Annotated in this window: 23 protein-coding genes, 4 tRNA genes and 1 other annotated feature; of the genes, 3 read left to right on the top strand and 24 right to left on the bottom strand. The window is 57.1% G+C overall.

Features of this window, described 5'->3' with window-relative positions; translation table 11 throughout:
- Positions 1-14 precede the first annotated feature (14 nt).
- The 22 genes from ACFER_RS09085 to ACFER_RS09190 form a co-directional block, all read right to left on the bottom strand.
- Positions 15-1,703: a ShlB/FhaC/HecB family hemolysin secretion/activation protein gene (locus tag ACFER_RS09085; protein ID WP_012939116.1), complete on the bottom strand. Its 1,689-nt coding sequence runs from the start codon at positions 1,701-1,703 to the stop codon at positions 15-17.
- Between the two features lie 555 nt (positions 1,704-2,258).
- Positions 2,259-4,319, bottom strand: a complete 2,061-nt coding sequence (gene glyS / locus ACFER_RS09090; protein ID WP_012939117.1) for a glycine--tRNA ligase subunit beta — start codon at positions 4,317-4,319, stop codon at positions 2,259-2,261.
- Between the two features lie 5 nt (positions 4,320-4,324).
- Positions 4,325-5,197, bottom strand: coding sequence for a glycine--tRNA ligase subunit alpha (gene glyQ / locus ACFER_RS09095; RefSeq protein ID WP_012939118.1), 873 nt, complete (start codon positions 5,195-5,197; stop codon positions 4,325-4,327).
- Positions 5,198-5,419: 222 nt separating this feature from the next.
- Positions 5,420-5,494, bottom strand: a tRNA-Ile gene (locus tag ACFER_RS09100).
- A 39-nt stretch (positions 5,495-5,533) separates the two neighbouring features.
- Positions 5,534-7,303: an RNA polymerase sigma factor RpoD gene (gene rpoD / locus ACFER_RS11940; protein ID WP_012939119.1), complete on the bottom strand. Its 1,770-nt coding sequence runs from the start codon at positions 7,301-7,303 to the stop codon at positions 5,534-5,536.
- A 51-nt stretch (positions 7,304-7,354) separates the two neighbouring features.
- Positions 7,355-9,166 (bottom strand): DNA primase, encoded by a 1,812-nt coding sequence (gene dnaG / locus ACFER_RS09110; RefSeq protein WP_012939120.1) that lies wholly within the window; start codon positions 9,164-9,166, stop codon positions 7,355-7,357.
- Positions 9,167-9,264: 98 nt separating this feature from the next.
- On the bottom strand, positions 9,265-10,086 hold the full coding sequence (locus ACFER_RS09115) for a pyruvate, water dikinase regulatory protein (RefSeq protein WP_012939121.1): 822 nt from the start codon (positions 10,084-10,086) through the stop codon (positions 9,265-9,267).
- Positions 10,079-10,744: a transcriptional regulator CcpN gene (locus ACFER_RS09120; protein ID WP_012939122.1), complete on the bottom strand. Its 666-nt coding sequence runs from the start codon at positions 10,742-10,744 to the stop codon at positions 10,079-10,081. Before ACFER_RS09120 ends, ACFER_RS09115 begins: the two co-directional genes overlap by 8 nt.
- Positions 10,745-10,849: 105 nt before the next feature.
- The gene (ppsA, locus tag ACFER_RS09125) at positions 10,850-13,240 is read right to left on the bottom strand and encodes a phosphoenolpyruvate synthase (protein WP_012939123.1); all 2,391 of its coding nucleotides are present in this window, start codon (positions 13,238-13,240) and stop codon (positions 10,850-10,852) included.
- 284 nt (positions 13,241-13,524) lie between these two features.
- A complete protein-coding gene (locus tag ACFER_RS09130) occupies positions 13,525-14,091 on the bottom strand; it encodes a flavin reductase family protein (protein WP_012939124.1) in 567 nt (188 codons plus the stop codon).
- A 38-nt stretch (positions 14,092-14,129) separates the two neighbouring features.
- Complete coding sequence (locus ACFER_RS09135) at positions 14,130-15,095, bottom strand: FecCD family ABC transporter permease (RefSeq protein WP_012939125.1); 966 nt, start codon at positions 15,093-15,095, stop codon at positions 14,130-14,132.
- A gap of 122 nt (positions 15,096-15,217) precedes the next feature.
- Positions 15,218-15,292: transfer RNA gene (locus ACFER_RS09140), tRNA-Glu, on the bottom strand.
- Between the two features lie 12 nt (positions 15,293-15,304).
- A tRNA-Gln gene (locus tag ACFER_RS09145) sits at positions 15,305-15,378 on the bottom strand.
- Between the two features lie 111 nt (positions 15,379-15,489).
- Positions 15,490-15,563, bottom strand: a tRNA-Gln gene (locus ACFER_RS09150).
- 106 nt (positions 15,564-15,669) lie between these two features.
- Positions 15,670-16,416, bottom strand: a complete 747-nt coding sequence (locus tag ACFER_RS09155; RefSeq protein ID WP_012939126.1) for a metallophosphoesterase — start codon at positions 16,414-16,416, stop codon at positions 15,670-15,672.
- Between the two features lie 30 nt (positions 16,417-16,446).
- Positions 16,447-16,671: a DUF2397 family protein gene (locus ACFER_RS09160; RefSeq protein WP_012939127.1), complete on the bottom strand. Its 225-nt coding sequence runs from the start codon at positions 16,669-16,671 to the stop codon at positions 16,447-16,449.
- A gap of 55 nt (positions 16,672-16,726) precedes the next feature.
- A complete protein-coding gene (locus tag ACFER_RS09165) occupies positions 16,727-17,854 on the bottom strand; it encodes a DUF362 domain-containing protein (protein WP_012939128.1) in 1,128 nt (375 codons plus the stop codon).
- A gap of 49 nt (positions 17,855-17,903) precedes the next feature.
- Positions 17,904-18,386 (bottom strand): 23S rRNA (pseudouridine(1915)-N(3))-methyltransferase RlmH, encoded by a 483-nt coding sequence (gene rlmH / locus ACFER_RS09170; protein ID WP_012939129.1) that lies wholly within the window; start codon positions 18,384-18,386, stop codon positions 17,904-17,906.
- A complete protein-coding gene (locus ACFER_RS09175; protein ID WP_012939130.1) occupies positions 18,383-19,513 on the bottom strand; it encodes a S1C family serine protease in 1,131 nt (376 codons plus the stop codon). Before ACFER_RS09175 ends, rlmH begins: the two co-directional genes overlap by 4 nt.
- A gap of 14 nt (positions 19,514-19,527) precedes the next feature.
- Positions 19,528-20,313: an MBL fold metallo-hydrolase gene (locus ACFER_RS09180; protein ID WP_012939131.1), complete on the bottom strand. Its 786-nt coding sequence runs from the start codon at positions 20,311-20,313 to the stop codon at positions 19,528-19,530.
- 133 nt (positions 20,314-20,446) lie between these two features.
- On the bottom strand, positions 20,447-20,890 hold the full coding sequence (gene perR / locus ACFER_RS09185; protein ID WP_012939132.1) for a transcriptional regulator PerR: 444 nt from the start codon (positions 20,888-20,890) through the stop codon (positions 20,447-20,449).
- A 278-nt stretch (positions 20,891-21,168) separates the two neighbouring features.
- Positions 21,169-21,894: a L,D-transpeptidase gene (locus ACFER_RS09190; protein ID WP_012939133.1), complete on the bottom strand. Its 726-nt coding sequence runs from the start codon at positions 21,892-21,894 to the stop codon at positions 21,169-21,171.
- Between the two features lie 139 nt (positions 21,895-22,033).
- Positions 22,034-22,252: a binding site (T-box leader), on the top strand.
- Between ACFER_RS09190 and cysE the strand changes: the two genes are divergently transcribed.
- Both cysE and cysK read left to right on the top strand, forming a co-directional pair.
- The gene (cysE, locus tag ACFER_RS09195; RefSeq protein WP_422652818.1) at positions 22,241-22,993 is read left to right on the top strand and encodes a serine O-acetyltransferase; all 753 of its coding nucleotides are present in this window, start codon (positions 22,241-22,243) and stop codon (positions 22,991-22,993) included. It overlaps the preceding feature by 12 nt.
- Positions 22,994-23,198: 205 nt before the next feature.
- A complete protein-coding gene (gene cysK, locus ACFER_RS09200) occupies positions 23,199-24,140 on the top strand; it encodes a cysteine synthase A (protein ID WP_012939135.1) in 942 nt (313 codons plus the stop codon).
- Between the two features lie 97 nt (positions 24,141-24,237).
- Here cysK and ACFER_RS09205 read toward each other — a convergent pair whose 3' ends face one another.
- Both ACFER_RS09205 and ACFER_RS09210 read right to left on the bottom strand, forming a co-directional pair.
- Complete coding sequence (locus tag ACFER_RS09205) at positions 24,238-25,146, bottom strand: protein-tyrosine phosphatase family protein (protein WP_012939136.1); 909 nt, start codon at positions 25,144-25,146, stop codon at positions 24,238-24,240.
- Positions 25,147-25,221: 75 nt separating this feature from the next.
- The gene (locus ACFER_RS09210) at positions 25,222-25,989 is read right to left on the bottom strand and encodes an HAD family hydrolase (RefSeq protein ID WP_012939137.1); all 768 of its coding nucleotides are present in this window, start codon (positions 25,987-25,989) and stop codon (positions 25,222-25,224) included.
- A 190-nt stretch (positions 25,990-26,179) separates the two neighbouring features.
- On the opposite strand from ACFER_RS09210, the gene ACFER_RS09215 reads away from it, so the two are divergent.
- On the top strand, positions 26,180-26,584 hold the full coding sequence (locus tag ACFER_RS09215; RefSeq protein ID WP_012939138.1) for a hypothetical protein: 405 nt from the start codon (positions 26,180-26,182) through the stop codon (positions 26,582-26,584).
- Positions 26,585-26,670: the final 86 nt, after the last annotated feature.

Below are 26,670 nucleotides of genomic sequence, written 5' to 3' on the forward strand. Positions count from 1 at the left end.
CCTTTCCGGGTTCCTTAAAACCGCCATCCTGCAGAAAAGCCGCAGGTCACACTTTTGGTGGGATATCCCTGGGGCTTGTACAGAGGGATACCGGCAAATACATCATAGAAAAGTTCCGTGTTCCCGAAAGGAATCGTCCCCCGCAGGCCCACTACACCCCCGGCAATGGTCCTGCCAGTCAGGATGTCCGTACTGGGACCGTAAACAGCCCCTCCATCGGCTCCCACATACACTTCTCCCCAGGGTGCCACCGGACAGGCCACTTCGTTCCGGAGATACCATCCGCTCTCTCCCATCAGGGTGTATTCCCCATCAAAGCCCCGTACCGTGTACCGGTTTCCCATACTGATGTCGTCCAGGCCATAGAGCCTGTCCCCTTTCATGGTCCACTGGCCGTGGAAAGAGGCGGTATAGGTAGCTTGCTGCTTTCCCAGCTGGAAAGGTTTCTGATAGTCCACATCCAGCAGCCACATATTGTACCGGGTCTTGGGACCCTCTCCATAGGGATTTTCCGGCTGGGCACCCAGCCAGGCCACCCCCATCCGATGGCCCAGACGGGTATAAAGGACACCGCTGCCCAGATAATCCCGGAGGTTCCAGCCTGCTTCCACAGCTGTGGTGTGCTGGGTCTGGATATCCAGTTCCCGATGGTCCAGATAACTGTGGGAATCCCGTTTCCGGATGCTGAAGTCCAGGCTCTGTCTCTGGGTCCGGGACCGATAGACTACATGATCCCAGGTGAATTTTCCCGTTTTGGTCAGCCCTTCACTGAGAAAGGGAAAGGGCTCCAGGTGAACCCGCTGATGATACTGGTACCGGCTGAAAGAAAAGGTGAAGGTATCCCAGCCATAAGGAATGGAATAGGAAACAGCCTGTCCCCTTGTACCTTTTTCCGTACCGCTTCGGGTGGCATCCCCGTTCAGGTCAAGCTGCAGTCTGTCATTCTGGAAGAGCGGCTGATCCCAGCTGATTTCCGTATTCCACTGGCTCTTTCCCGTGCTTTTCAGCCCGGAATCGTCTGTGGAAACCAGGCCATACACATTGTTCTTTCTTTCCACCTGCAGTTCCACATCCGTGGCAAAGTCTTCCCTGGCAGGCACCAGGTTCATCCGCACTTTCTGGGAAGGAAGACGGTTCAGCTGTTCCATTCCCTGTTCCAGTTTCCGCAGGTTCAGCACGTCTCCCGGATGGATGGGAAAAGCCCGGGCCATGCTGCCGTACACGGCCGTCCCATCTGGATTCCGGAATCCATGGAAGATTCCTGCCTGAAGAATCAGACGGAGAGTCCCCCCATTCAGGTTCTGTTCCGGAACCAGGACCCGTGTGGTCACATAGCCCCGGTCCAGCAGCTGCTGATTCAGTTCTCCGGCCAGACGGCTGATGGAGGCACCATCCAGTTCCCGATGGAGATATTTGTTCGTAATCCTGTCCATCCAGGGAAAAGCAATGATATTCCCCTCCATCTGAATCCGGTCTATCTGAAAACGTACGGGAGAAGACGGCAACTCCGCCTCCGGGACTTCTTGTTTTTCCGGCTGCCGTTCTCCCGGGTTTTCCAACCTCTCCATCCGCTTTCTCTGTTCCTGTCTGGCCTGCTGCAGCTGTTCCTGCTGCAAAAATGGATTGGGCGCAGCAAAAACAGGGCATGCCATCCCCCACAGCACACCCACTGCCCCTATGATTCCGGTCCATTGTCTCCCCATGATCCACAACCCCCGTTGTTTGTGTATACTTCCTGGCTTCAGTATACCGTAAGGGGCTTTTTATGACAAGATTTCCATTTTTTCACAAAAAGATTCATTTGGAAGTATCAGGTGCTGCCTTAGGCGTTAAAAAGCTGTATAGACCCGACTGGACAGTCTCTGTCCAATATCCCATGGGAGGGGAGTTCTGGAGATTCATAAAACCTCAAAAGTATATAGACAAATTTCTCTCCATCTGTATAAGCGGATCATTTCTAGAGAAATGTCGCAATGAAGTTTTTCTGTTTTTTGTATACAATTTTAAGCGAGTTTTTACCCGATGAACGTTCAGGACAGTCTCCCCAAAATGTTCCCTATGCCGTCTACCTCGAAGCAGCAAAAAGCAGAAGCAAAGAAGGTTGCAGAAGATTTCTCCATCCCCGGTTATACAACCAGAAAAAAGACTGTGAAAGATCCTGCCAAATCATGGCAGGATCTTCACAGTCTTTTGAGTTCCCTTCAGCAGCAGCTGTACCGCTTTCTTCCTCAGCCCGCAGGGCGGACCGGGGCGTTCTCTTATTTCATCACCAGCTGGCTCAGGTCGGCCACCTGGTTCACTTGTTTCTTGACCTGGTTCAGCAGGGCCAGACGGTTGTTCTTCACTTTTTCGTCCTTGTCCATGACCATCACCGCATCGAAGAAGGCGTTGACGGGAGCGGCCAGCTCATCGTTGGCCGCCAGCAGGTCGGCGTACTTCCGGTCGGCAGCCAGAGGAGCAGAGGCAGCGGCCACTTTTTCCACGGCTTCATACAGAGCCTTTTCTGCCGCATCCTGGAACAGGGCGGCATCCACAGGGGCTTCCACCACATTGTTCTTGCTGATGTTTTCCACCCGGGTGAAGGCCTGGATACTGTCAGCGGCTTTTTCCGTTTCCAGATAAGCACTGAGGGCGTCGGCCCGGACGAAGATATCCGCCAGGTCGTCCAGCCCCGGAGCAGCCAGTACCGCATCCACCACGTCATACCGGACGCCCTTGTCCAGCAGCATATTCTTGGCCCGCTGGGCGAAGAAATCAGCCACTTCATCCAGCAGCCTGGCTTCGTTTTCCACTTCCACCGGCAGGTTCTTGAGGGTTTCCGCCAGCACGGCCCGCAGCGGGAAGTGCACATCCCCATCGGCCACGATGTTCAGGATACCCAGAGCCTGACGGCGCAGGGCGTAGGGATCCTGGGACCCGGTGGGAGCCATGCCCCGGCTGAAGGTGGCCACAATGTTGTCCAGTTTGTCCGCCACGGCCAGGATCCGTCCTTCGTTGCTCTGGGGCAGTTCATCGCCGGCAAACCGGGGCATGTACTGTTCCCCGATGGCCTGGGCCACTTTCTCCCCTTCGTTGTCCAGGAGGGCATATTCCTTGCCCATGGTGCCCTGGAGTTCGGTGAATTCCGTCACCATGCCGGTGACCAGATCCGCCTTGGACAGGAGGGCAGCCCGTTCCACAGCCTTGGCATCTGCTTCCAGGCCAGTGGCTTTTACCAGCACGTCACACAGCTTCTGGAGCCGTTCCGTCTTGTCGTACATGTTCCCCAGGCCATGCTGGAAGGCTACTTCGTGGAGCCCTTCCCGATGCTGGGCCAGGGATTTCTTCCGGTCGTTGTCGAAGAAGAACACCGCATCGTCCAGGCGAGCCCGGAGCACCCGTTCATTCCCGTGGGTCACGATGTCCAGATGTTCCTTGCCGCCATTCCGGACGGTGATGAACTTAGGCATCAGTTTCCCATCTTTGTCGAACATGGGGAAGTACCGCTGGTGGTCCCGCATGGGGGTGATGATGGCGCAGTCCGGCAGACGCAGGTACTTGTCATCGATATGGCCGCACAGGGCCGTGGGATATTCCACCAGGAAGGTGACTTCTTCCAGCAGGTCCGGAGAAATGGCGGCTTTGCCCCCTTCGGCCACAGCCAGGTCTTCGATCTGTTTCCGGATGGTTTCCCGGCGTTTGTCCACGTCCACCATGACGAAGTTGTCTTCCATGGTCTTTTCGTAGGCAGCGGCGTCAGGGATGGTGATCAGATGGTTGCTCAGGAACCGGTGGCCCCGGGCTTCTCTGCCGCTCTTCACATCATTGGCTTCCACCGGGATCATCTGGTCGTCCAGGAGCGCCACCATCCAGCGGAAAGGACGGACGAACCCGAAATCATAGTCAGCCCACCGCATGGTCTTGGGGAAGTTCAGGGAATGGAGAATGTCATCCAGGATGGCCGGCAGCAGGTCGATGGTCTTTTTTCCTTCCAGGTGTTTGACGGCGTATACATAGCCGTCCTTCTGGACCAGGTCCTTCACATCCACACCCTGGCCACGGGCAAAGCCCTGGGCAGCCCGGGTGGCATTGCCATCCTTGTCAAAGGCGATTTTCAGAGAAGGTCCCTTGCTCTCCACATTGGAGTCTTCCTGTTTTTCCGCTACCCCTTCCGCCAGGAAAGCCATCCGGCGGGGAGTCCCGTACACTTTCACCGTGCTGAAGGGGATCCGGGCTTCGGCCAACTTCTTCCCGGCCAGTTCCCTGTATTCCTTCAGGATGCCGGGCATGTATTGGGCCGGCATTTCTTCCGTTCCGATTTCATATAATAAATTTGCCATATCCATTACCCTCTCTTCAGCATGGGGAATCCCAGTTTTTCCCGTTGTTCCACATAGGCCGCCGCACACAGCCGGGCCAGTGCCCGCACCCGGGAGATGTAGTTGGTCCGTTCGCTGACGCTGATGGCGCCCCGTGCATCCAGCAGGTTGAAGGTGTGGGAGCATTTCAGCACGTAATCATAGGCCGGACGAATGTTGCCGGTAAGGATGACCCGTTTGGCTTCCTTTTCGTACTTGTCGAACAGATCGAACAGCAGGTCGATATCGGCGATGTCAAAGCTGTACCGGGACTGTTCCACTTCGTTGGTATGGAACACATCCCCATAGGTCACATTCCCCACCCACTGGAGGTCGTAAACGTTTTCCACGCCCTGGATGTACATGGCCAGCCGTTCCAGGCCGTACGTGATTTCCACGGCTACCGGTTTGATGTCGATGGAGCCCACCTGCTGGAAATAGGTGAACTGGGTGATTTCCATCCCGTCCAGCCAGACTTCCCAACCCATGCCCCAGGCGCCCAGGGTGGGGGATTCCCAGTTGTCTTCCACGAACCGGATATCATGTTCTTCCGGATGGATGCCCAGTTCCCGCAGGCTTTCCAGGTACAGTTCCTGGATGTTGCTGGGGGACGGCTGCATGATCACCTGGAACTGGTGATGCTGGTACAGACGGTTGGGGTTGTCCCCGTACCGGCCGTCAGCCGGACGGCGGGAGGGTTCCACATAGCACACGTTCCAGGGTTCCGGCCCCAGTACCCGCAGGAAGGTGGACGGGTTCATGGTCCCGGCGCCTTTTTCCACATCGTAAGGCTGGGCCATGATGCAGCCCTGGTTGGCCCAGTACTTCTGCAGGTTCAAAATGATGGTTTGAAAATCCATTTTCTCTCCTCCTATACAAAAACTCCCGTCTCTGTAATATAGACAGGATACTCTACATTACAGGGACGGGAGGTTGTTCCGCGGTTCCACCCTGCTTGCCGCCCGAAAGCGGCCTCTCTTGTGAAGCGAACGCTCAGGGATGCCAACCCCCTCATTGCGTGATTACAGAGGAACTATAACAAATCAGGCGGAACTTGTCAAGTTCCGCCTGTGTTTTTCAGTTGGTGGGCCCACAAGGATTCGAACCTTGGACCAACCGGTTATGAGCCGGGGGCTCTACCGCTGAGCTATAGGCCCAATGCTAAAATTATAAACCAGAAAAGGAAATTCTGTCAATTATTCCAGGAATTCCTTCAGGGGTTTGCTCCGCTTGGGGCTCCGCAGTTTCCGCAGGGCCTTGGCTTCGATCTGCCGGATCCGTTCCCGGGTGACTCCGAAATACTGGCCCACTTCTTCCAGGGTACGGGTACGGCCGTCCATCAGGCCGAACCGCAGTTCCAGCACTCTCCGTTCCCGGGCGCTGAGATGTTCCTGGAGCACCTTGCCCAGCTGTTCCTGGAGCAGGGTGTAGGAAGCGGCATCCGCCGGAGACGGGGCTTCCTGGTCTTCGATGAAGTCTCCCAGATGGGAATCTTCTTCTTCCCCGATAGGAGTTTCCAGGGAAACCGGTTCCTGGGCGATTTTCTGGATCTCCCGGACCCGTTCCACAGACACATCCATTTCCTTGGCGATTTCTTCCGGAGTCGGTTCCCGTCCCAGTTCCTGGAGCAGCTGCCGGGACACCCGGACCAGCTTGTTGATGGTTTCCACCATATGCACCGGGATCCGGATGGTCCGGGCCTGGTCGGCAATGGCACGGGTAATGGCCTGCCGGATCCACCAGGTGGCATAGGTACTGAATTTGAAGCCCTTGTTGTAGTCGAACTTTTCGACGGCCTTGATCAGCCCCAGGTTCCCTTCCTGGATCAGATCCAGGAACAGCATGCCACGGCCCACATACCGTTTGGCAATGCTGACCACCAGCCGGAGGTTGGCTTCGGACAGGCATTTCTTGGCGTTGTCCCCGCAGAATTCCATCCGATGGAGAAGCCGGTTGAACCGTTTCTTCCCTTCTTCGATCTGCTTCTGGGTCTCCTCATCCACCTTCTGGTGGGCCGCCTTGTCCTCGACGACGGCGAACAGTTCCTGGAGGGTCCCCAGGCTGCTGCCTTCTTCCTTTTCGGATGCTTCCTGGGCATGCTTCTGCCCATGGGCGATCTTGTACTTGTTTTCCTGAAGCAGCCGGTTCAGCCGCTTCTTTTCATCCATGGTAAAGTCGCTGACCATTTCCTGATACGCTTCCGCATCCAGTACATGATCCGGACCGGTCAGGGTCTGGGCCTTCCGGTACGCCAGGGAGACGCTCCGTTTGTCCACCCAGATGCCTTCCTGGGTCAGCAGTTCATTGGCTTCTTCCAGGAGTTTCCCGATGGACAGCCGCTTGTTCACCGGCGGGAACTCCCCTTCCGGCTTTTCCCCTTTCAGGATGGCTTTGGCCTGGTTGCCCTTGTCGGCCCGTTTGGCCAGTTTGATTTCGTCATCCCCGGCCAGCAGAGGCACCCGGCCGATTTCTTTCAGATACATGCGGACCGGGTCATCCACAATGACCCCTTCCGGAACGGACAGATTGGCCAGTTCCGATTCGTCCACTTTCAGCTCGTCTTCATCGATGGTTTCCGGTTCCTCGTCTTCGGCTCCGTCATCCACCACTTCAATGTTTTTTTCTGCCAGTTTGGAATAGATGGCATCCATCTCATCTACGGAGACAGTGTCTTCGTTCTGCAGCCGGTCCTGGATTTCCTTATAGGTGAGAACGCCGTGATTCTTTTTGGCCAGCGCTTCGAATTCCGCCAGGTATTCCGCCGCGGTTTTGGGTTTGTCTTTTTTGCCTGCCTTGCTTCTGGTTTTCGTTCCTGAACCCGCCTTTCCCGTGGTTTTTGCCGCCTTCTTCTTTCTGGGAGCAGCCTTGGCTTTTCCCACTGCCGTGGGTTGGGCCTCACTCTGTCCTTTCTCTGCTGCGTTGGCAGTCAGCTGCGGCTCCAATTCTTTCTTTTCTTTTTCAGTCATTGGGGCGTTCCCTCCTTTCTTTCAAATGAGAAAAATCTACGGTTTCCGGCCTTATGCCGGTTTTGTCAATTTTCCTATCTCCATTTTTATTCGCCGACATTCCGCCAATTCCTGCAAAAATTTTTCATTTCCCTCTTTTTCATATTTTTCCGCCAGTTGGCTGTGTTTTTCGTACTCCCGGTCCAGGGCGGCAATCTGCAGCCGCCGTAGACAATCCGCCAGGATGGAAGGCAGGGTTCCCTTTTCCACATTGAGGGTCAGGATCCCGGTAAGCTCTCCGGCTCCGGCGTCGTCCAGATGGGGGAACAGGTCCCGGGGATCCTTGTAGGTCCCTTCCTGGACCATCCGGAGGAAGGTGGTGAAAATGGCCTGCCGGGACGGGCTGGTAAAGGAATCCACATGGGCGATGCCCTCCTGGCCCGGCCGGGGCGGGATCCCTTCCAGGAAGGCCCGGAGCACCAGCCGTTCCGCCTGTTCCGTGGGACTGGTCACCTTCACCTTCTGCTGGGTGAGCCATTCCGGATTGTAGGCCCGGCCACCGGATTCCTGATGGGTCAGCTTCCGGTATTCGCTCTGGATCAGCCCTTCGTCAATGGCCAGCCGCCGGGACAGTTCCCGGATCCGCTCGCCCACTTCCACATCGCTCTGACAGTCCCGGAACAGGGGAAGCACCTTGTCCACCGCTTCCACTTTGCCCCCCAGGGTTTCCAGGTCACATTCCCCCAGCACCGTATCCACCTGATAGTCCATGCCGGGTTTGGCATTGTTCAGCAGTTCCTCGAAAGCTTCCCGGCCTTCCTTCCGGATGAATTCGTCCGGGTCCTTCCCGTCGGTCACGTGCATCACCCGGCATTTGAGGCCGGCCTGGAGCGCCAGGGGAATGGCCCGCATGGCCGCCGCCAGGCCGGCCCGGTCGCTGTCGAAACAGAAAACCACTTCCGGGGTCAGCCGTTTCAGAAGGGCCGCCTGGTGCTCGGTGAAAGCAGTCCCCATAGAGGCCACCGCCCAGTCGATGCCGGCGGCATGGAGGCTGATGGCGTCCATGTGGCCTTCCACGATCAGAGCCTGCTGCCGCTTCCGGATGGGGCCTGAGGCCCGGTCCAGTCCGAAAAGCAGATTCCCCTTGTGGAACCAGGCGGTTTCCGGGGTATTCATGTATTTGGCCGGGGAGGCGTCCTTGTCCAGGATCCGCCCGGTAAAGCCCACCACCCGGCCCCGGGGATCCCGGATGGGAATCATCACCCGGGCCCGGAACTTGTCGTAGACCCGGGTGCCCCGCTGCCGGGGGCTCACCAGCCCCGCCTTCAGCAGCACCTCTTCCGTCACCCCCCGTTTCTCCAGAGCTGTGGAGAGTGTCTGGAAATCCGGTGGGGCCAGTCCCAGCCCGAAGGAATCGATGATATCCCGTCCGATGCCCCGGCCTGCCAGGTACTGGATGCCACGCTCTCCGTACCGGGTGTTCACCAGACAGGAATGGAAGAACCGGGAGGCCAGGTCATTGGCCCCCATCACTTCCCGGCTTTCCTTTTCCCGGGCGATTTCCCGGGCAGATTTGGCCCGTTCCGGCACCGGGATCCCATATTTTTCCGCCAGCTGCTTCAGGGCTTCCGGGAAGGTCAGGTTGTCCCGCTTCATCACGTACGAGAACACATCCCCTCCGGCCCCGCAGCCGAAGCAGTGGAACAGCCCCCGGGCCGGATCCACCTTGAAGGAAGGCGTTTTCTCCCCATGAAAGGGACAGCATCCCCAGTACTGGGTGCCCCGGCGCTTCAGGCTCACCGTTTCAGAAACGATGGTCAGCAGATCAGCAGCCTGCCGCACCTGCTCTTTGAAATTGGTCATTTTCTCTTTCAGTTCATCCATGGGATCCTTCCTTTTTCACTCCTGCGATACTGTTTTTATTCGACAAAAAAGAGGAAATCCCTGCTGGCACAGAAATTTCCTCTTGACAAAATCCGTTTTCAGGATTCGTAGTCGAACCGTTTCCGGAGATATTCCAGGATCAGGCTGGCGGTTTCCTCAATGGCCCGGTTGGACACATTGATGATCATGCAGTGGAGCTGCTGCATAATGGCCCGGGCATATTCCAGTTCTTCCTGGATCCGTCGGATGTCCGCATAGTTGGCTCCGTCCGTAAGCCCCATGGCTTTGAGCCGGGCACAGCGGATTTCATTGAGTTTGTAGGGGTCGATCAACAGGCCGATGATCCGGCTGGAAGGGACCTTGAACAGTTCCTCCGGGGGTGGGATCTCCGGCACCAGCGGCACATTGGCCACTTTCAGCTGCTTGTTGGCCAGGTACATGGAAAGGGGCGTCTTGGAAGTCCGGGATACCCCGATGATCACCAGGTCCGCCTTGGCCAGGCCCCAGGGATTCTTCCCGTCGTCGTACTTGATGGCGAATTCCACGGCCGCCACCCGTTTGAAGTATTCATGGTCCAGGGCATGGATCAGACCGGGCTGGTTCTTGGGCAGCAGGCCGGAAGTCTTTTCAATGGCCTTCAGTACAGGGCCCAGGATATCCACCACTTCCACATCCAGCTCGATGGACTTCCGGGCCACCGCTTCCCGCATTTCCGGAGAAACCATGGTATAGCAGACAATGGCGTTCTGCTCCTTGGCTTCCGTAAGAATCTTGTTGATCTGCTCCACGCTTTTCACATAGGGCACCCGGATGATGTCGAATTTTTCCTGGACAAACTGGCTGGTGGTGGCTTTCACCACCGATTCTGAAGTTTCTCCGATGGAATCTGAAATGGCATAGATAATCGGTGCTTTAGCTATGATAATTCCCTCCTTTTCCTTCCGCCAGTTCCACCAGGAGCCGGGTAAAGTTGGTCTTGGTCACCCGACCCAGCACCTGGAGCCGCCGGGGATCCTGGTCCAGGAGCCGGACCACCGGCAGGCAGTCGATTTCGTGGTCCATGAGCCGGCGGGCCGCCGAAGCCGCCGGTTCCTCCGGACTGGCGGTGACGATTTTGCTCAGGGGCGTCATGACCATGGCCACCGGCAGCTGGTGCAGGTCGGATCCCGGGTTCAGGGCCGCCTTCAGCAGGTCCTTCCGGGAAACCACCCCGTGGAGCAGCCCTTCCGGCCCCTCCACCACAAATACCGTGCCCACGTCTTCCAGGAACATGGTGATGGCGGCGTCATAGGCACTTTTTTCACTGCTCACCACAATGGGTACGGATTTGATGTCTTCCACGGTGATGGAGGACAGTTCCTCCTGGAGCAGCCCCAGGGTGTTTTTCCCGGTGTAGAAGTACCCCACCCGGGGCCGGGCATCCAGGATGCCGCTCATGGTCAGGATGGCCAGGTCGGACCGGAGAGCCGCCCGGCTGAGCCCCAGCTCCCGGGCAATGGTTTCTCCGGCCACTGGCCCCTCCTGCCGTACGATTTCCGCAATTTTTCTCTGTCTTTCGCTGAGAGGAATGGGACTCATCTCCCTTCCGATGATGTATGGTTTCATTATAGAAGAAAAACAGAGCGGACGCAAGAAGGGGACTGCCGCTTGCGCAGCAGCCCCCGGTCGACTGTCAGCAGGCCCTTACCAGGCCAGTTCTTCTTCGTGGAGGTTCCGGCCCCGTCCGGTGAGTTTGTCCAGGATCAGCCGCTGTTCCACCTGGGCCACCATCTTTTTGGTGAACTTCACCGCATCCGGGTTCACGGACATGCTGTCGATGCCACTCTGGACCAGGAAGGCGGCAAATTCCGGATAGACACTGGCCGCCTGGCCGCACAGGGAAACGGTCTTGCCGTCCTTGTGGGCCACCTCGATCAGATGGCGGATGGCCCGTTTCACTGCCAGGTTCCGTTCATCGAACAGATGGGAGATCACATCATTGTCCCGGTCGCAGCCCAGGGTCAGCATGGTCAGGTCGTTGGAACCGATGGAATAGCCGTCCACGAACTGGTTGAACTGGTCTGCCAGGATGATGTTGGCGGGAATTTCCGCCATGAGCCACACCTTGAAATCCGGGCCTCTGTGGAGCCCTTCTTCCGCCATTATTTCCACCACTTTCCGGGCTTCATCCACTGTCCGGCAGAAGGGGATCATCACGTTCAGGTTCTTCAGGCCGTATTCTTCCCGGACTTTCCGGACTGCGGCGATTTCCAGCCGGAAAGCGGCGGTGTACTTGGGATCGTAGTACCGGGAAGCGCCTCTCCAGCCCAGGAGAGCACTGGGTTCATGGGGTTCGAAGGCTTCTCCCCCCTTCAGATCCCGGTATTCACTGGATTTGAAATCGCTGAACCGGAGGGTCACCGGCCGGGGAGCCATGGCAGCACAGACTTTCCGGAAGCCGTCGGCCAGGGCATCCACCACTTTTTCCGGATGGCCGGACTGAATCAGATACAGGGGATGTTCATGGATGTAGGTGGTCCAGATGAATTCTTCCCGCATGAGCCCGATGCCGTCGCAGGGCAGGCTGCTGTATTTTTCCGCCAGGGCCGGATCCCCCAGGTTCATGTAGATCTTGGTGCCGGTCACCGGGAAGGTTTCCTGAGCCACGATCTGGGTCTGGGGCGCAGCCGCAGCCGCAGCCTTCTTCACCTGGAGATTGCCGGCGAACACCACCCCGTTGGAAGCGTCCACCGTAATCTCATCCCCGGTGCGGAGCAGGCTGGTGGCAGCCGTGCCCCGGCTCTTGGTCCCCACGATGCAGGGGATGCCCAGTTCCCGGGAGACGATGGAAGCGTGGCAGGTCATGCCGCCGCTGTCGGTGACGATGGCCTGGGCCTTCTTCATGGCCGGCACCCAGTCGGGAGCGGTCATTTCCGTGACCAGGATCTCCCCATCCTTGAATTCGTCGATATCGGAAGGATCCTTGATCACATGGACCTTGCCGTAGCCCATCCCCGGGCTGGCCGGCAGTCCTTTCACCAGGACCTTTGCGCTTTTGGTATCCTGTTCTTCCATCTTTTCCGCCGCCTTCTTTTCCTTGTTTCTCCGGGACCATACAGTTTCCGGCCGGGCCTGGAGGATCCAGATCTTCCCATCCCGTTCATCGATGCCCCATTCCATATCCATATAGCAGCCGTAGTGGGCTTCGATTTTTTTGGCATAGCCGGCCAGTTCCAGGATCTGCTGGTTGGTCAGGGTCTGGCGTTTCCGGTCCATTTCCGGCACCGGCACTTCTTCCGTGTCCCCGCCCTTCTTCCGGACCAGCATCACATCCTGTTCGTTGACCGTGGCGGACAAGATCTTCATGTCGTCCTTGGAGACAATGTAGGTATCCGGGGTAACGATGCCTCCCACCACGTATTCGCCCAGGCCCCAGGCTCCTTCGATCATGATGTTTTTATCGTCCCCGTTGGCCACGTTCACCGTGAACATGACCCCGGCAGCCTTGGAGAACACCATCATCTGGATTACAGCGGAAAGGGCCAGGGACAGATGGTCATACCCCTGTTTTTCCCGGTAATACACCGCCCGGTCCGTGAAGCAGGAAGCGTAGCATTCCTTCACCTTGGCAATGACGCTGTCGGCGCCCTGGACATTCAGGTAAGTGTCCTGCTGACCGGCGAAGCTGGCATCGGGCAGGTCTTCCGCGGTGGCGCTGGAGCGGACGGCCACATAGGGCTGAGCTTCGCCCACTTTGGCGGCCAGTTCCCCATAGGCCTTCCGGATGGCATCCTGGAGATCCTGGGGCATTTCCTGTTCCATGATAGCGGCCCGCAGCTGACCGCACACAGTGCTCAGCTGTTCATTGTCCTCCACATCCGTCAGGCTGGCCAGCAGGCTCCGCATCTTTTCCTCCAGCCCGGTGGCCTGGATGAAGTAGCGGTAGGCATAGGCCGTGGTGGCAAAGCCGTAGGGAACCGGCACATCGGTCTTGGACGTCATTTCCCCCAGGGAGGAGGATTTGCCTCCCACAATATCCACGTCTTTCCGTTCCAGCTGTTCGAACCACAACAAGTATGCTTTGGATTTATCCATGGTATTCGCTCCTTTACTCTACGCTGTTGGCGGATATTTCTTTAATATAGTGTATACTATATCACTATGATGCGTCATATTCAAGAGAAAATTTGGGGGTGTGAAAAGATTCACACCCCCGGTCCACGGGTCGCGAGTCACGGGTCGCGAGCCTGGACGTTCAACCTGCTTATTCTTTTTTCTATTGGATGATATGAGAAAATCCACTTGAATCTGAAAAACCGAATCTTCAATCTGTACCAACAATCCCGCGACTCACGACCCGCGACCCGTGCCCGAAAAAATTATTTTATTTCTCCCGGCGCTTTCGTGTGGGCAAACGCTTTCCCCACGGCCTGTTCCGCCACAAGGTAGGTGTGGTTCACCGGATCCAGCACCAGGGGCCGGAGCTTGGCCGGGTCGATCTTCCCATCCGTCAGGATGCTTTCGTCGGCACTCACGTTGAGAATTTCCCCCACCAGCCGTTCATTTTCCTCGTCATAGCTCTTTACCCGGCATTCCAGCACCATGGGCAGTTCGGCGATGACCGGAGCATTCACCCGGCTGGATTTTTCCGTATGGAACCCGGCCCGGGCCACTTTGTCGGGAACCTGGTTCCCGGAAACCAGTCCCAGGTAATCACAGGCCGCCAACTGGTCCACCGTGGCCATGCTCACGGTAAAAGCCCCGGTCTTTTTCAGGTTGGCCACGGTTTTGTGGGTCCGGGCCAGACAGAAGGAAATCTCCGTATCATTGCTGATGCCGCCCCAGGCTGCATTCATCACATCCGGGTTCCCCTGTTCGTCATAGGTCCCGATCATATACACCGGCTGAGGATAGGTCAGCGGTTTTGCTCCAAAATCTTTCCGCATGGGAATCACACTCCTTTGGTCCCATTATACCACAACTGTCACTTTTTCCGGCACAGGAGCCACAGGAAGTAAGGAGCTCCGAACAGGGCGGTGACGATGCCCACCCGAATCTCTCCTCCAGGGAGCAGCAGCCGTCCCAGGGTATCGCAGAACACCAGGAAAATTCCTCCCCCCAGGGCGCTGAGGGGCAGCAGGGAGCGGTGGTCCGGCCCGGTAAGGAGACGCAGGCAATGGGGCACCAGAAGCCCCACAAAGCCGATGTTCCCCCCGGCACAGACCGCAAGCCCCATGAGCAGGGAGAGCCAGCCCAGAAACAGCTTCCGCCAGAAAGGGGCATCCATCCCCAGGGACAGGGCCTGCTCCTCCCCCAGGCTCAGCACGTTCAGCTGCCGGCCCCAGAGGCAGAGGATCCCCAGCACCCCAAAAAGCGGCGGCAGCAGCCATCTGACCTGCTGCCAGGTGCCCACCCCCAGGTTCCCCAGGGTCCAGAAAAAATACTGGCGCATGACGGCGTCGGGAGCAAAGCTCAGCAGGCCGGAAGTCAGAGCCCCGCAGAACAGGCTCACCGCCACCCCGGAGAGAAGCAGCTTCACCCGGTCATGGCCCCGGCTGCCCAGAATGCCCACCAGCAGGGAGGCCAGGGCCGCTCCGGCAAAAGCCCCCAGGGGCAGGAACCAGTAGACTTTCTGGGGCAGCCCGGTGAGCAGCAGCAGGACCGCCCCCAGGGAAGCGCCTCCGGTGACCCCCAGGATCCCCGGGTCCGCCAGAGGATTCCCGAAGATGCCCTGGAGCGCCGTCCCGGAGGCCCCCAGGGCCGCGCCCGTTCCCAGCCCCAGCAAAAGCCGGGGCAGCCGGAGATTCCACAGCACATTCACTTCCAGAGGGGTCCAGCCTCCCTGGAACAGCCCCAGGGGAGACACGGGCACCTGGCCGCTGAACAGGGCCAGGAGGCAGACCGGCACCAGCAGCAGGGCCAGCCGGATGCCCCATTTTTTTGCTTTCATAACGGTTTTCCTTCTTTCCGGCAAACAAAAAAGACGTTCCCAACGGGAGCGTCCTGTGTTTTATATAATGCAGTTCCATCCTCACGAGTGCATGGCCCATAGGGGATTCCCACGTATTGACCTGGTAGCGCCAACGAGAATCGAACTCGTGATTTCGCCTTGAGAGGGCGACGTCTTAGCCGCTTGACCATGGCGCCAAGATAAAAAAATGGCTCCGGGACTAGGGCTCGAACCCAGACTAGAAGATCCAGAATCTCCTGTGCTACCATTACACCATCCCGGAAGAAAGCTTACTCGATTATTATAGCATACCCGAAAGAAATTGCAAGGATTTTTTTCAATTTCCAAAAAGAAAACCACCGCTTCCGCAGTGGTCGGTTTCTGAATAAAAAAATGGCTCCGGGACTAGGGCTCGAACCCAGACTAGAAGATCCAGAATCTCCTGTGCTACCATTACACCATCCCGGAGTAATTCTCTTTGCTCTCTCAAAGAGTACTTTCTTAGTATACGACGGAGAGCAAAAAAATGCAAGGGATTTTTTGCTGTTTTTCAATTTTTTATCTGAAAAACTTTTCAATCCAAAATCTTCTCCGGCCGGAAATCCAGGTAATCTCCGGATACCAGTCGGTACCGGATGCCGTTGTGGAGACCCAGGATGCTGTCCTGGAACTGGCCTTCTCCGTGGCAGTGGGCGTAAATCACCTGCTCCGCCCCGTACTCTTCGGCCATCCGGGTAAAGACGCTGTCCTCTTCCAGGATGTTGGTGGGCGGATAGTGGAGGAATACCAGGAACTTCCGGTATCCGGCTTCCCGGGCTTTCCGGAAGGAATCCTCCAGACGGATGGCTTCCCGGCGGACCAGTTTTTGGGCGTGTTTCTCCGCCTCCTGGTCCCAGCTGAGCACCTCCCCCGTATACCGGTTGATCAGGAAGGGGCCTTCAAAGGTGAATCCCTTGGTCCCCACCAGGGCGTAATCCCGATAGACGGCAAAGTTGTTCTGGAGGAAGAACAGTTTCCCCCGGTATGCCGCATTCAGGGCTTCGGTTTTCTGGGCTTCCCAGAACATGTCATGATTCCCCCGGAGAAGGATCTTCCGGCCCGGCAGCCGGGCGATGAAATCCAGATCCTCCCGGCACTGGGACATCTTCCGCCCCCAGGAATGGTCCCCCAGGAGCACCAGGGTATCCTCCGGTTTCACCAGTTCCTGGCAGTTCTTCCAGATTTTTTCTTCGTGGCGGACCCAGACGGGCCCCATGGCGTCCATGGACTTCTCCGGCCGCTGAAAAGCCAGATGAAGGTCCCCAAGGGCAAACAGTGCCATCCGTCCCACCTCCTTTTCCCCTATTGTACCCTATTTTTCAGGCCTGTTCCAGAAGGCCGGGATGTTTTCCTGATACCCGGCAAAATAAGGATCCTCCGTGAGCAGGGCGAAGACATCCTCCTCATAGAGTTTGTATCGGAGCTTCTCATACTGCTCATAGAAGGCCCGCATGATGCACCGGTACCGGTCCGCGTTGTCTGCATTCAGGTAGCGCATCTCCGGGATCTTCCGAAGCAGGGATTCCGTGACAATCATCCAATCTTCCTTTCTGCAGAAAAAAGGCTGTTGCAGATGCAGCAGCCTTTTCCTTTTATTTCAGTGCAATCAGTTCATAGGCTCTGGTCCCCAGCCCGATCTTTTCCCCGTGTTCCAGGGTGGTGGCCCAGTCCACTCTGGGATTGCTGTCCAGGAAATGGTCGTGGTGGCAGTGCCAGTCTTTTTCCGCCAGATGATCCGCCAGCTGGCTGTTGGGCAGGGGCTGTGCCTTCTGGCAGGCATCCGCACAGGCCTGATCCAGGGCAATGGGATCAAAAGAAGCGAACATCCCGATGTTGGGCAGGATGGGCGCATCGTTTTCCCCATGGCAGTCACAGTTGGGGGAAATATCCATCACCATGTTGATGTGGAAGCAGGGCCGTCCATGGACCACTGCCAGGGCGTATTCCGCCATTTTCCGGTCCAGCAGTTCATTGGCATCCCACTGGACGCTCTGGATGGCGTCGAATCCGCAGGCTCCGATGCAGCGGCCGCAGCCGGCACATTTTTCCTCATCGATGTGGGCTTTGTGGTTTTCTCCGTAACTGATGGCATCACTGCCGCATTCTTTGGCACAGCGGCCGCAGCCCCGGCACAGTTCTTCATCCACTTTGGGCTTGCCGGAAGAATGCTGTTCCATTTTCCCGGCCCGGCTGCCGCACCCCATACCGATATTCTTCACCGCTCCCCCGAACCCGGTGGCTTCGTGGCCTTTGAAATGGGCCAGGCTGATGAACACATCCGCATCCATGACGGCACGGCCGATTTTGGCCGTCTTGATGTATTCCCCATTGGGTACCGGCACTTCCACTTCATCGGTGCCCCGGAGCCCGTCCCCGATGATCACCTGGCAGCCGGTGGTAATTGTGTTGTAGCCATTGAGAGCCGCGCAGTCCAGGTGGTCCAGGGCGTTTTTCCGGCTCCCGGGATACAGGGTATTGCAGTCCGTCAGGAAGGGTTTGCCCCCCCATTCCTTCACCAGGTCCGCCACGGCCTTTACATACTGAGGCCGGATGGTGGCCAGGTTGCCCAGTTCCCCGAAATGCATCTTGATGGCGGTGAACTTTCCCTGGAAGTCGATGTCTCCCATATGGGCCGCCTTACAGAGCCGCTGGAGTTTGTCCAATGCACTGGTGCCCACCGGGCAGCGAAAATCCGTAAAATACACTTTTGCCTTTTCCATGGTTTACTCCCCCTTGCGCAGTACAGATCGGCCGTTGCCAGTCGCCCGCTTAATGATGGTATTTCTCTTTCCTCATGATCTTGAAAGCCCGGTAGATCTGCTCCAGGAGCAGGACCCGGATCATCTGGTGGGTAAAGGTCAGGGGGGAGAAACTCCAGCGGAAATCCGCCCGTTTCCGCAGGGCATCCGTGTACCCGAACGGTCCCCCGATCACAAAGGTCAGATGGCTGATTCCCTCCACCATCCACTGTTCCATTTTTTCCGCCAGCTGGGGGGAAGAGATTTCCTTCCCCTTCAGATCCAGCAGCACCACAAAGCTGTGTTCCGGGATCAGCTTCAGGATCCGGTCCGTTTCCCGGGCCAGCACCTGCGCCTTCACCGCCGGTGAGGGATTGTCCGGCATCTTTTCCTCGTTGATGCAGCGGATTTCCAGCTGGCAGTAGGCCCCCAGCCGTTTGGTGAATTCCTGTTCCGCCTCCCGGAGATAATTTTCCTTCAGTTTGCCCGCACAGGCCAGCGTGATCCTGATCATTGCCGGCTGCTCTGCTGGGGCATTTCCGTCAAGGTCACCGTCTTGTTGACCTCTTCATCTCCCCGGAGGATGGTCACCGGCACCTGCTGGCCCACCTGGCATTTGCCCAGGGCATCCCGGAGGGCAGCTACAGAATCCACCTTAGTACCGTTGAACTTAACGATAATATCATTTGGACGAATGCCCCCACGGTATGCAGGACCGTCCTGAAACATTTTGACGACGAACAGCCCTCCTCTCAGGTCCAGATCGAAGCCCAGCCGTTTGGCCAGGGTCTGATCCAACAGGCTGACCCCCAGATACGGACGGACCACCCGTCCTTTTTCCGCCAGTTCCTTCAAAATGGGTTTGGCCTCATTGATGGGAATGGCAAAACCGATACCTTCCACTCCGGAGGCTGCGATTTTGGCGCTGTTGATGCCGATCACCTGGCCATCCGCATTCACCAGGGCTCCCCCGGAATTCCCCGGGTTGATGGCCGCATCGGTCTGGATCAGCCGGAACCGCCGTTCTCCCATATCCAGAGAACGGTTCAGGGCACTGATCACCCCGGCGGTGACGCTGCCCCGGAATTCCATGCCCAGGGGGTTCCCGATGGCAATGGCCGGTTCTCCCACCATCAGGGAATCAGAATCGCCGAATTCTGCCACCGGCAGATCCCCGTCCGCTTCGATTTTCACCACCGCCAGGTCCGTGTTGGGATCGGTGCCCAGCACTTTGCCGGTATAGGTCTTGCCGTCCGGCAGGCTCACCACGATTTCCTGTGCCCCGGCCACCACATGGTTGTTGGTGGCAATGAGTCCGTCCTTGCTGTAAATCACCCCGGATCCGCTGCCCTGTTCCACCAGCTGGGTCCGGTTGAAGTAATCCCGGACCAGGGCCTTGTTGGTAATCCCCACAACAGCAGGGCCAACTTTCTTGGCGGCCTGGACAATGGGGGTGTTCCGGGCGGCACTCATGCCGGCTTCCGCCTTTTTGGTCTGCTGTTCCTGGGTCAGGGCCGGTTTGGTTTCCGTCTTTCCGGCAGTCTTGGTGCTGGCCAGGCCGCAGCCGGCAGTCAGAAAGCTGGCGCTGAGGGAAAGAGCCACCAGGGTGCTCAGGGTTTTCTTGGTAATGGTATGTTTCATAATCTCACTCCTTGTCAGCGGACATTGCTGACCATTTCCTGCTGCCGGGCCACAAACAGCTGGATTTTCCGGGTACGGGGGCTGTCTTCCAGCACCGCCCGTACCGTCTTGTAGGCAACATCCGGTGTATTGTTCTTTTCACTGAGATGGGCCAGGATCACTTCCGTCGGAGGTTCCGCCAGGGAAGCCAGGAACTGGCCCGCCGTCCGGTTGGACAGGTGGCCTTCCCGGCCCAGGATCCGGTTCTGGAGGGCCACCGGATAAGGACCGTTCCGGAGCATGGTTTCATCATGGTTGGCCTCCAGGACCATGACGGAAGCCCCTTCCGCCGCCTGTTCCACCGTGCGGGTGATCACCCCGCAGTCCGTCAGATAGGTGCATTTCTCATCCCCGTTGAAAATGGCATACCCTACCGGATCCGCCGCATCGTGAGGGATCCGGAACGGTTCGATCCGCAGGTTCCCCATGGTACAGCTCCGGGGAATCACCCGCACCTGGGGCCGGGGCAGCTGGCGCCGGACAGGCAGCTGGGCCCAGGTCTTTTCACTGGCGAACACCGGTACCGAATCATAGTGCCGGGCGAACACATCCAGTCCGGCAATATGGTCCCGGTGCTCATGGGTCAGGAACACGCCGCTCAGGTCTTCCGGCTCCAATCCACAGCGTTTCAGTCCCTGGACGATCCGCCGGCAGGAAATCCCCGCATCGATCAGGATGGCCGTCTGTCCCGCCCGGATCAGGGTGGAATTGCCTTTGCTGCCGCTGGCCAGTACATCTACTTCAAAATTCGTCAGACTCATAGTAACACCGTTCCATACAAAAATGTCGGGGCGATTGTCCTCACCCCGCTATTATACTTGTTATTATAGCAAAAACAGGGAAAGAAGTGTAAAAAAATACCGAACTCTCCGAGTCCGGCATTCTTTCCTGGCTTCAGTTTTTCTGGGTCTGACAGTCCCCGCATAGTCCGTAAAAATAGAACTGATGGCCCTGTACCGTAAAGCCCGTGTCCCTGGCCACCTTGTCTTCAATGGCCTTGGCGTCCAGATGGGGCACATCGCAGACCTTGCCGCATTTCATGCAGCGGATATGGGGATGTTCCATTACATTGGCATCGTAGCGGAAGCTGTCCTCCCCGGTGTTCAGCACCTGGATGATGTGCAGTTTGCTGAAAATCTCCACAGATTTGTACACCGTGGCAAAACTCATGGTGGGGTATTTTTCCTTCACCTTGTTGTAGATCATTTCCGCTGTAGGATGTTCCGTTGTATGGGCCAGCATGTCATAGACCGCCAGTCTCTGAGGCGTCACCTTGCATCCGTTGTCCCGGAGCAGTTTCGCCAGTTCAGCAGCAGTAAGCGTAATCAACACCTCCATTCTTCAAATTCTTAGTCTTACACTTTTGGATAATGATTACTATAATTAATATAACTTTTCAAGGCCGGTTTGTCAACTGTTTTTTGTGTTCAGAAATGCTGACCGGAAGGTCGCTTTTATCTTTTTAATACTTTTTATTAATTTTCTTTATGCCCCTGGATTGTGGCCTGTTTGATTGATTGAAAAGTAACATTCATTCCAAGTCAATAGAACTGGGTTTTTCATTTTGGGTATATAGTATAGTCCCCCTGGGTGGAAATCTGATGAATATCCTCCTGTCAGTCCTGGATGGTCACCGGCATCCCCACATAGGCCACCTTTTCCAGTTCCCGGAGATTGGCATTGTCCAGGCGCACACAGCCTTCCGAAGCATCCGTGCCGATGGAAGCCGGATCATGGGTACCGTGGATCCCGATGCCATCCCAGTTCCCCTGGCTCAGGTCTTCCGTATCCAGGCTCAGGAACCAGGGTCCGTAGGCCCCCTGGATTTCCCCGTTGCCGTCCCCAAAATCGTGGGTCCAGCCGGAGGCGTCATCGATTTCATCGATCCGGAAGGTTCCCACGGGAGTCATGTTGTCCCCCCGGCGTTCCTTCTGGCCCAGGCCGCCTTTGCCGATGGCGCAGCCCCAGGTCCGGACCACCGTATCCCCGTCCTTCAGATACAGTTTATGGTCACTTTTGTCCACCAGTACGGCATACTTTTTCCCCGGTACCAGAGGCTGTTCCGCTGCCGGCTGGGGGGCAACCTGTTTGGGTTCTTTCTGTTTTTTCTGGAGGCTTTCCACCGGAGTCTCCTTCTTTTCCGGCAGAGCCGGCTGTTCTTTTTTCACCGTTTCCGTCTTTTTCACCGGTACGGTGGGACCGGGAGCTCCCACGCCCTTGTAGCCCAGGGCAAAGCAGCCGGTGAGCAGTACCCCCAGGAACACCAGGGTGCACACCCCCAGCATCAGTTTTTTTCCTTTATGTGCCCGGGACTTTTCCGTCCCGTTGTTCTTTCCGTCCATAAAACATCCCTCTTTTCTCATGCAGACTCTATCATACCATCCACCGGTTTTTCCCACAATCCCCGGTTTCAAAACTTTTTTGAAATTTTCTCTTGACAAGTGTATCGAAAAAGTTTACTATACAACCAACGCAACAAAGCGAAAGGCTATGACCAAAACAAGTACACTTCAAAAAGTGGCACAGAGAGCGCGAATCACCGGCTGAAAGTTTGCGCCGCAGCTTGAGAAGATGGAATGCCTTTGGGAGCTGAAGACCTGAACTGCAAGTAGGGCCTTCCGGGCAGCCGCCGTTACCGGTATGAGCGGCAGTCGAAGTGTGACTGCAATCAGAGTGGAACCGCGAGTGATCGCCTCTGTCAGGAGGCGGTCTTTTTTTGTATCCAAAAGGGAGGAGAAAGCTATGTTTGCATCCATGCGCAATGATATCCGGGTTATCAAACAACGGGATCCGGCGGTGAAGAACACCCTGGAAGTTGTGCTCTGTTACTCGGGTCTCCACGCCATCTGGGCCTACCGGCTTTCCCATTTCTTCTATAAAAAGTCCTGGTTCGTTACCGCCCGTTTCATTTCCACCCTGGCCCGGCTGGCCACAGGCATCGAGATCCATCCCGGTGCCCAGATCGGAGAAGGGCTGTTCATCGACCACGGGTCCGGCATCGTCATCGGAGAAACCACCATCATCGGCAACAATGTTTCCCTGTACCAGGGAGTGACCCTGGGCGGCACCGGCAAGGAAAAAGGCAAACGGCATCCCACCATCGGAGACTATGTGGTGGTGGCCTGCGGAGCCAAGGTGCTGGGTTCCTTCACCGTGGGAGAAGGGGCCAAGATCGGGGCCGGCAGCGTGGTGCTGAAAGAAGTGCCTCCCTATGCCACAGTAGTGGGCATTCCCGGCCATGTGGTGGCCCGGAAAGGTATCCGGGTGGCTCCCGCCCATTCCGAACGGGATGTGGACCTGAACCACAACCGGCTGCCTGACCCCATCGAGGACCAGATTGCCGCCCTGGAAAAACAGGTGGCCCTGCTGAAACGGCAGGTCAGTGACCTGCGGGCCCAGCAGGAAGGCCCGGCCCTGAAGCAGGTGGTCAACTTCCGCTGATCTTTCGGCAACTTCCGAAAAAAAGTGCTCCGGCGCTTTTTTTCGAGACGAATATCCTAGCGATTTACTTGGAAAAAGGAGGTCTTTTCCTTGCAGCAAAACTGGTGGAACAAGCCCCTGGGCCCACGATGTTGAAGCCCGGGAAAGCAGGCAGTTCATCATCCATCTGAAAATACATTTCCATGAAAATAAAGGAGAGATCATTATGTCTAAAGTTTATACAAGCGTACTGGATCTAATTGGCCACACCCCTCTGCTGGAACCGGTGAAATTTGGAACGGACAAGAACCTCCAGGCCCGGCTGCTGGTGAAGCTGGAAAGCTTCAACCCGGCTGGTTCCGCCAAGGACCGGATTGCCAAGGCCATGATCGAAGATGCGGAAAAACGGGGCGTCCTGAAAAAAGGCGGCGTGATCATTGAGCCCACCAGCGGCAACACCGGCATCGGGCTGGCGGCGGTGGCAGCCATGAAAGGCTATCGGGCCATCATGGTGATGCCGGAAACCATGTCCATCGAACGGCGGAACATGATTGCTGCCTATGGGGCTGAAGTGGTGCTGACGGAAGCCAAGAAAGGCATCGCCGGTTCCGTGGAAAAAGCCAGGGAACTGGCTGCCTCCATCCCCGGCAGCTTCATCCCGGAACAGTTCGACAATCCGGCCAACCCGGCGGCCCACAAAGCCACCACGGGTCCGGAAATCTATGAAGACACCGACGGCGCTGTGGACATTTTCGTGGCCGGGGTGGGCACCGGCGGCACCCTCACCGGTGTGGGCGAATATCTGAAGGAAAAGAAACCTTCCGTAAAAGTGGTAGCTGTGGAACCGGCGGATTCTCCCCTCCTGAGCCAGGGCAAACCCGGTCCCCACAAGATCCAGGGCATCGGCACCAACTTCCTGCCCAAGACCCTGAACACCAAGATCTACGATGAGATCCTCACCGCCTCCACGGACCAGGCTTATGAAACCGCCCGGGACTTCATCCATCATGAAGGATTCCTGATCGGGATTTCCGGCGGGGCAGCCCTGTACGCTGCGGTGGAAGTGGCCAAACGGCCGGAAAACAAAGGCAAGACCCTGGTGGTGCTGCTGCCGGACAACGGAGACCGGTACCTGACCACGCCGGGATTTTTGAAAAAAGATAAGTAAGCAAAAGCGGGTGTGAAAATACACCCGCTTTTTTAGTCACTAGTCTCTAGTCACTAGCCAATGGAAAGGACCCGCTTTGACAAGCGGGTCCTGATTTTTATGGGTTTTGCTTCAAATATTCGGTCCATGTCCCTGTAATGGTTCCCTGCTGCAGCCCTTTTACATAGGTATAGAACTGCTTCAGGCGATAGACTTTGTTGTCATCGATGGTCTGGCGCCAGGCTTCCTTGTGAGTCATGTGGAGCACGTCCTGGCCCCCCAGGGCATGCTGCCGGGCACAGATGGTTTCCAGGCTGTCCTTCTGCCCGTTCAGCCAGATGTCCCGCATAATCATATACGCTGTGGTCCGGCCCTTGCCCGCCTGGCAGTGGAAATGCAGCCAGGCATCTTTTGGCAGCGTCTTCTGCCAGGCCAGGAACGCATCAACCTCTTCCGGTTCCGGCCAGATATGATCCGTACTGGCGAACCGGGCATAGCCCAGGCCGAAGGACGCTGCGGCCTGCCGTTCCGTCAGGGCCGCTGCCACATTTTCCTTTCCCTTGAAATGGGGCTGCTTGTTCTTGTCCAGCTTATAATAGGAAGTCTCCTTCCCCAGGGTCTTCGCCAAGCGGTTAGCTTCATCCTTCCGGATGGCGGCATCGGCTTTCCCCACATTGGCCCAGTTGTTGTCCCCATACCAGCTGACAGCCTGGCCATTCACGAACCCGTGGGATTCCTGCCGCAGGTCTACCAGGATGATCTGTTGGGGTTTTACCCCCTGCTGCGCCAGTTCCTGGACCAGGGAGGACAGCCCCAGGATGGAAGGCTGGGCGCTGCCGCTCATGCAGTTTTCCACGTCTGCCCGGTAATTCCGGGGCAGTTGCAGTTTGTTCTTCGTATCCAGCCGCCATACGTACCCTTTGGAAGGTTTCACGATAGCTGCAATGGAAGGGGCATCGGCCCAGGCCAGCCCCAGGGAGAGCTGGCTCATCAGCAGGATCCCCGTTGTGATTTTCCAAAACTTCATCTCATTACCTCTTTTTCTCTGCACTCTTCACTTTGCTGGCTCCCCTGACGGGTAGCCCCTACGGAGGGGGAGTGTTTACTTCGTAATCCACCCGAACTTCCGGCAGGCCTTGAGGATGCCTCCCTTGTCATTGTCATCGGTGATGTAGTCCGCCCGTTCCTTGATCACCGGCCGGGCGTTGCCCATGGCCACCCCGAAGAAGGGTTTCCGGAACATGGTGATGTCGTTGAGCCCGTCCCCGAACACCACGGCATCTTTGGGATCCGCCCCCATCATGTCCATGAGTTTTTCGATGCCGGCCCCCTTGTCCACCGGTTCCACCAGCCATGTGTTGTCAATGAAGGGCAGATGGGGCAGCTGCCGCCGGTCCGCCGGTTCGGTGCCCGGCTGTTCCCGGACGTACATGATCTTGTACACATGGTCCAGACTGCCGATGTCCACCGGCTGGACTTTGGTGTTCATGTAGTTGCCCGGATCTTCCCGGGGAAAATCGGCATAAGGGGTGTACCGGTCCAGGGTGTTGTCCAGCACCACGGACCAGGGCTGATTCCGTTCCGTCAGGTCCCGGAGCAGGGCCTTGGCCGGTGCCAGGGGCAGCCCTTCCATCTCCAGGATCTTCCCATCCACCGTAAGGCTGTTGCCTCCGTCGGCCACCATGGAATGGATGCCGTGTTTTTCCGCAAAGGCCGCTGCATCACACTGGAGCCGTCCGGTAGCCAGGGCCACAAAATGCCCCTGCCGCTGGAGCTCATCCACACAGTACTGGGTATCTTCCGGCACCTGGCCGGTAATCCCCAGTCCCAGAGTTCGATCGATATCAAAGAAAAAATATTTTTTAGCCATGGATTCCTTCCTTTGTCAGTGATAATTACGCAATGATTTCCTATTATAACACAAAGTGAAGAGTGCGGGGGAAAGGCCAAATATAAGTCGGCAGCTCCGTTGTATTTTTCCCCTCGAAACGGTACAATATCCTTTGCCGGACAGACTGATCAGTCCGGCTCCATTTTTCACCAAGGAAAGGATTTTTGCCATGCTTCGCAGAATCATGAAATGGCTGACCGGCTTCCCAGAGGGAGAACAGCCGGCTGCCCCCTCTTCTTCCCGGGGAAAACCCCGGTTCTCCCCCCAGCGTCTCCTGTCCCTGATCCTGATCGGAGTCCTGGCTGCCGGACTCTTTTTCTGGAAAACCCAGTCTGACAAACGGGCAGAGGAAAAAGCGGCCCAGGAAAGGACCCGGATCATGGAACAGCAGAAAACCGGACCCAGGAGGGTGGCTCCCCGGAAACCGGCTCCCCAGGCCGGCCAGAACTCTCCTGCCGTGAACAAACAGCCCGCCGCTCCCCTGCCCCCGCCATCCCAGCCCCAGGTCCCCGTGCCCACCGGACCCAAAGTAAAGGCCCAGACTCCGCCCATGATCCAGCCGAAGGCAAGATAGGTTCTGTTGCCTGTGCAACAGAACCGGTCGTGGGCTGTGAGTCACGGGGCGCGGGCCTGTTGCTGCGGCCGTGACAACCCATTTTT

This window comes from Acidaminococcus fermentans DSM 20731 (assembly GCF_000025305.1).
Taxonomy (GTDB): Bacteria; Bacillota; Negativicutes; order Acidaminococcales; family Acidaminococcaceae; genus Acidaminococcus; species Acidaminococcus fermentans.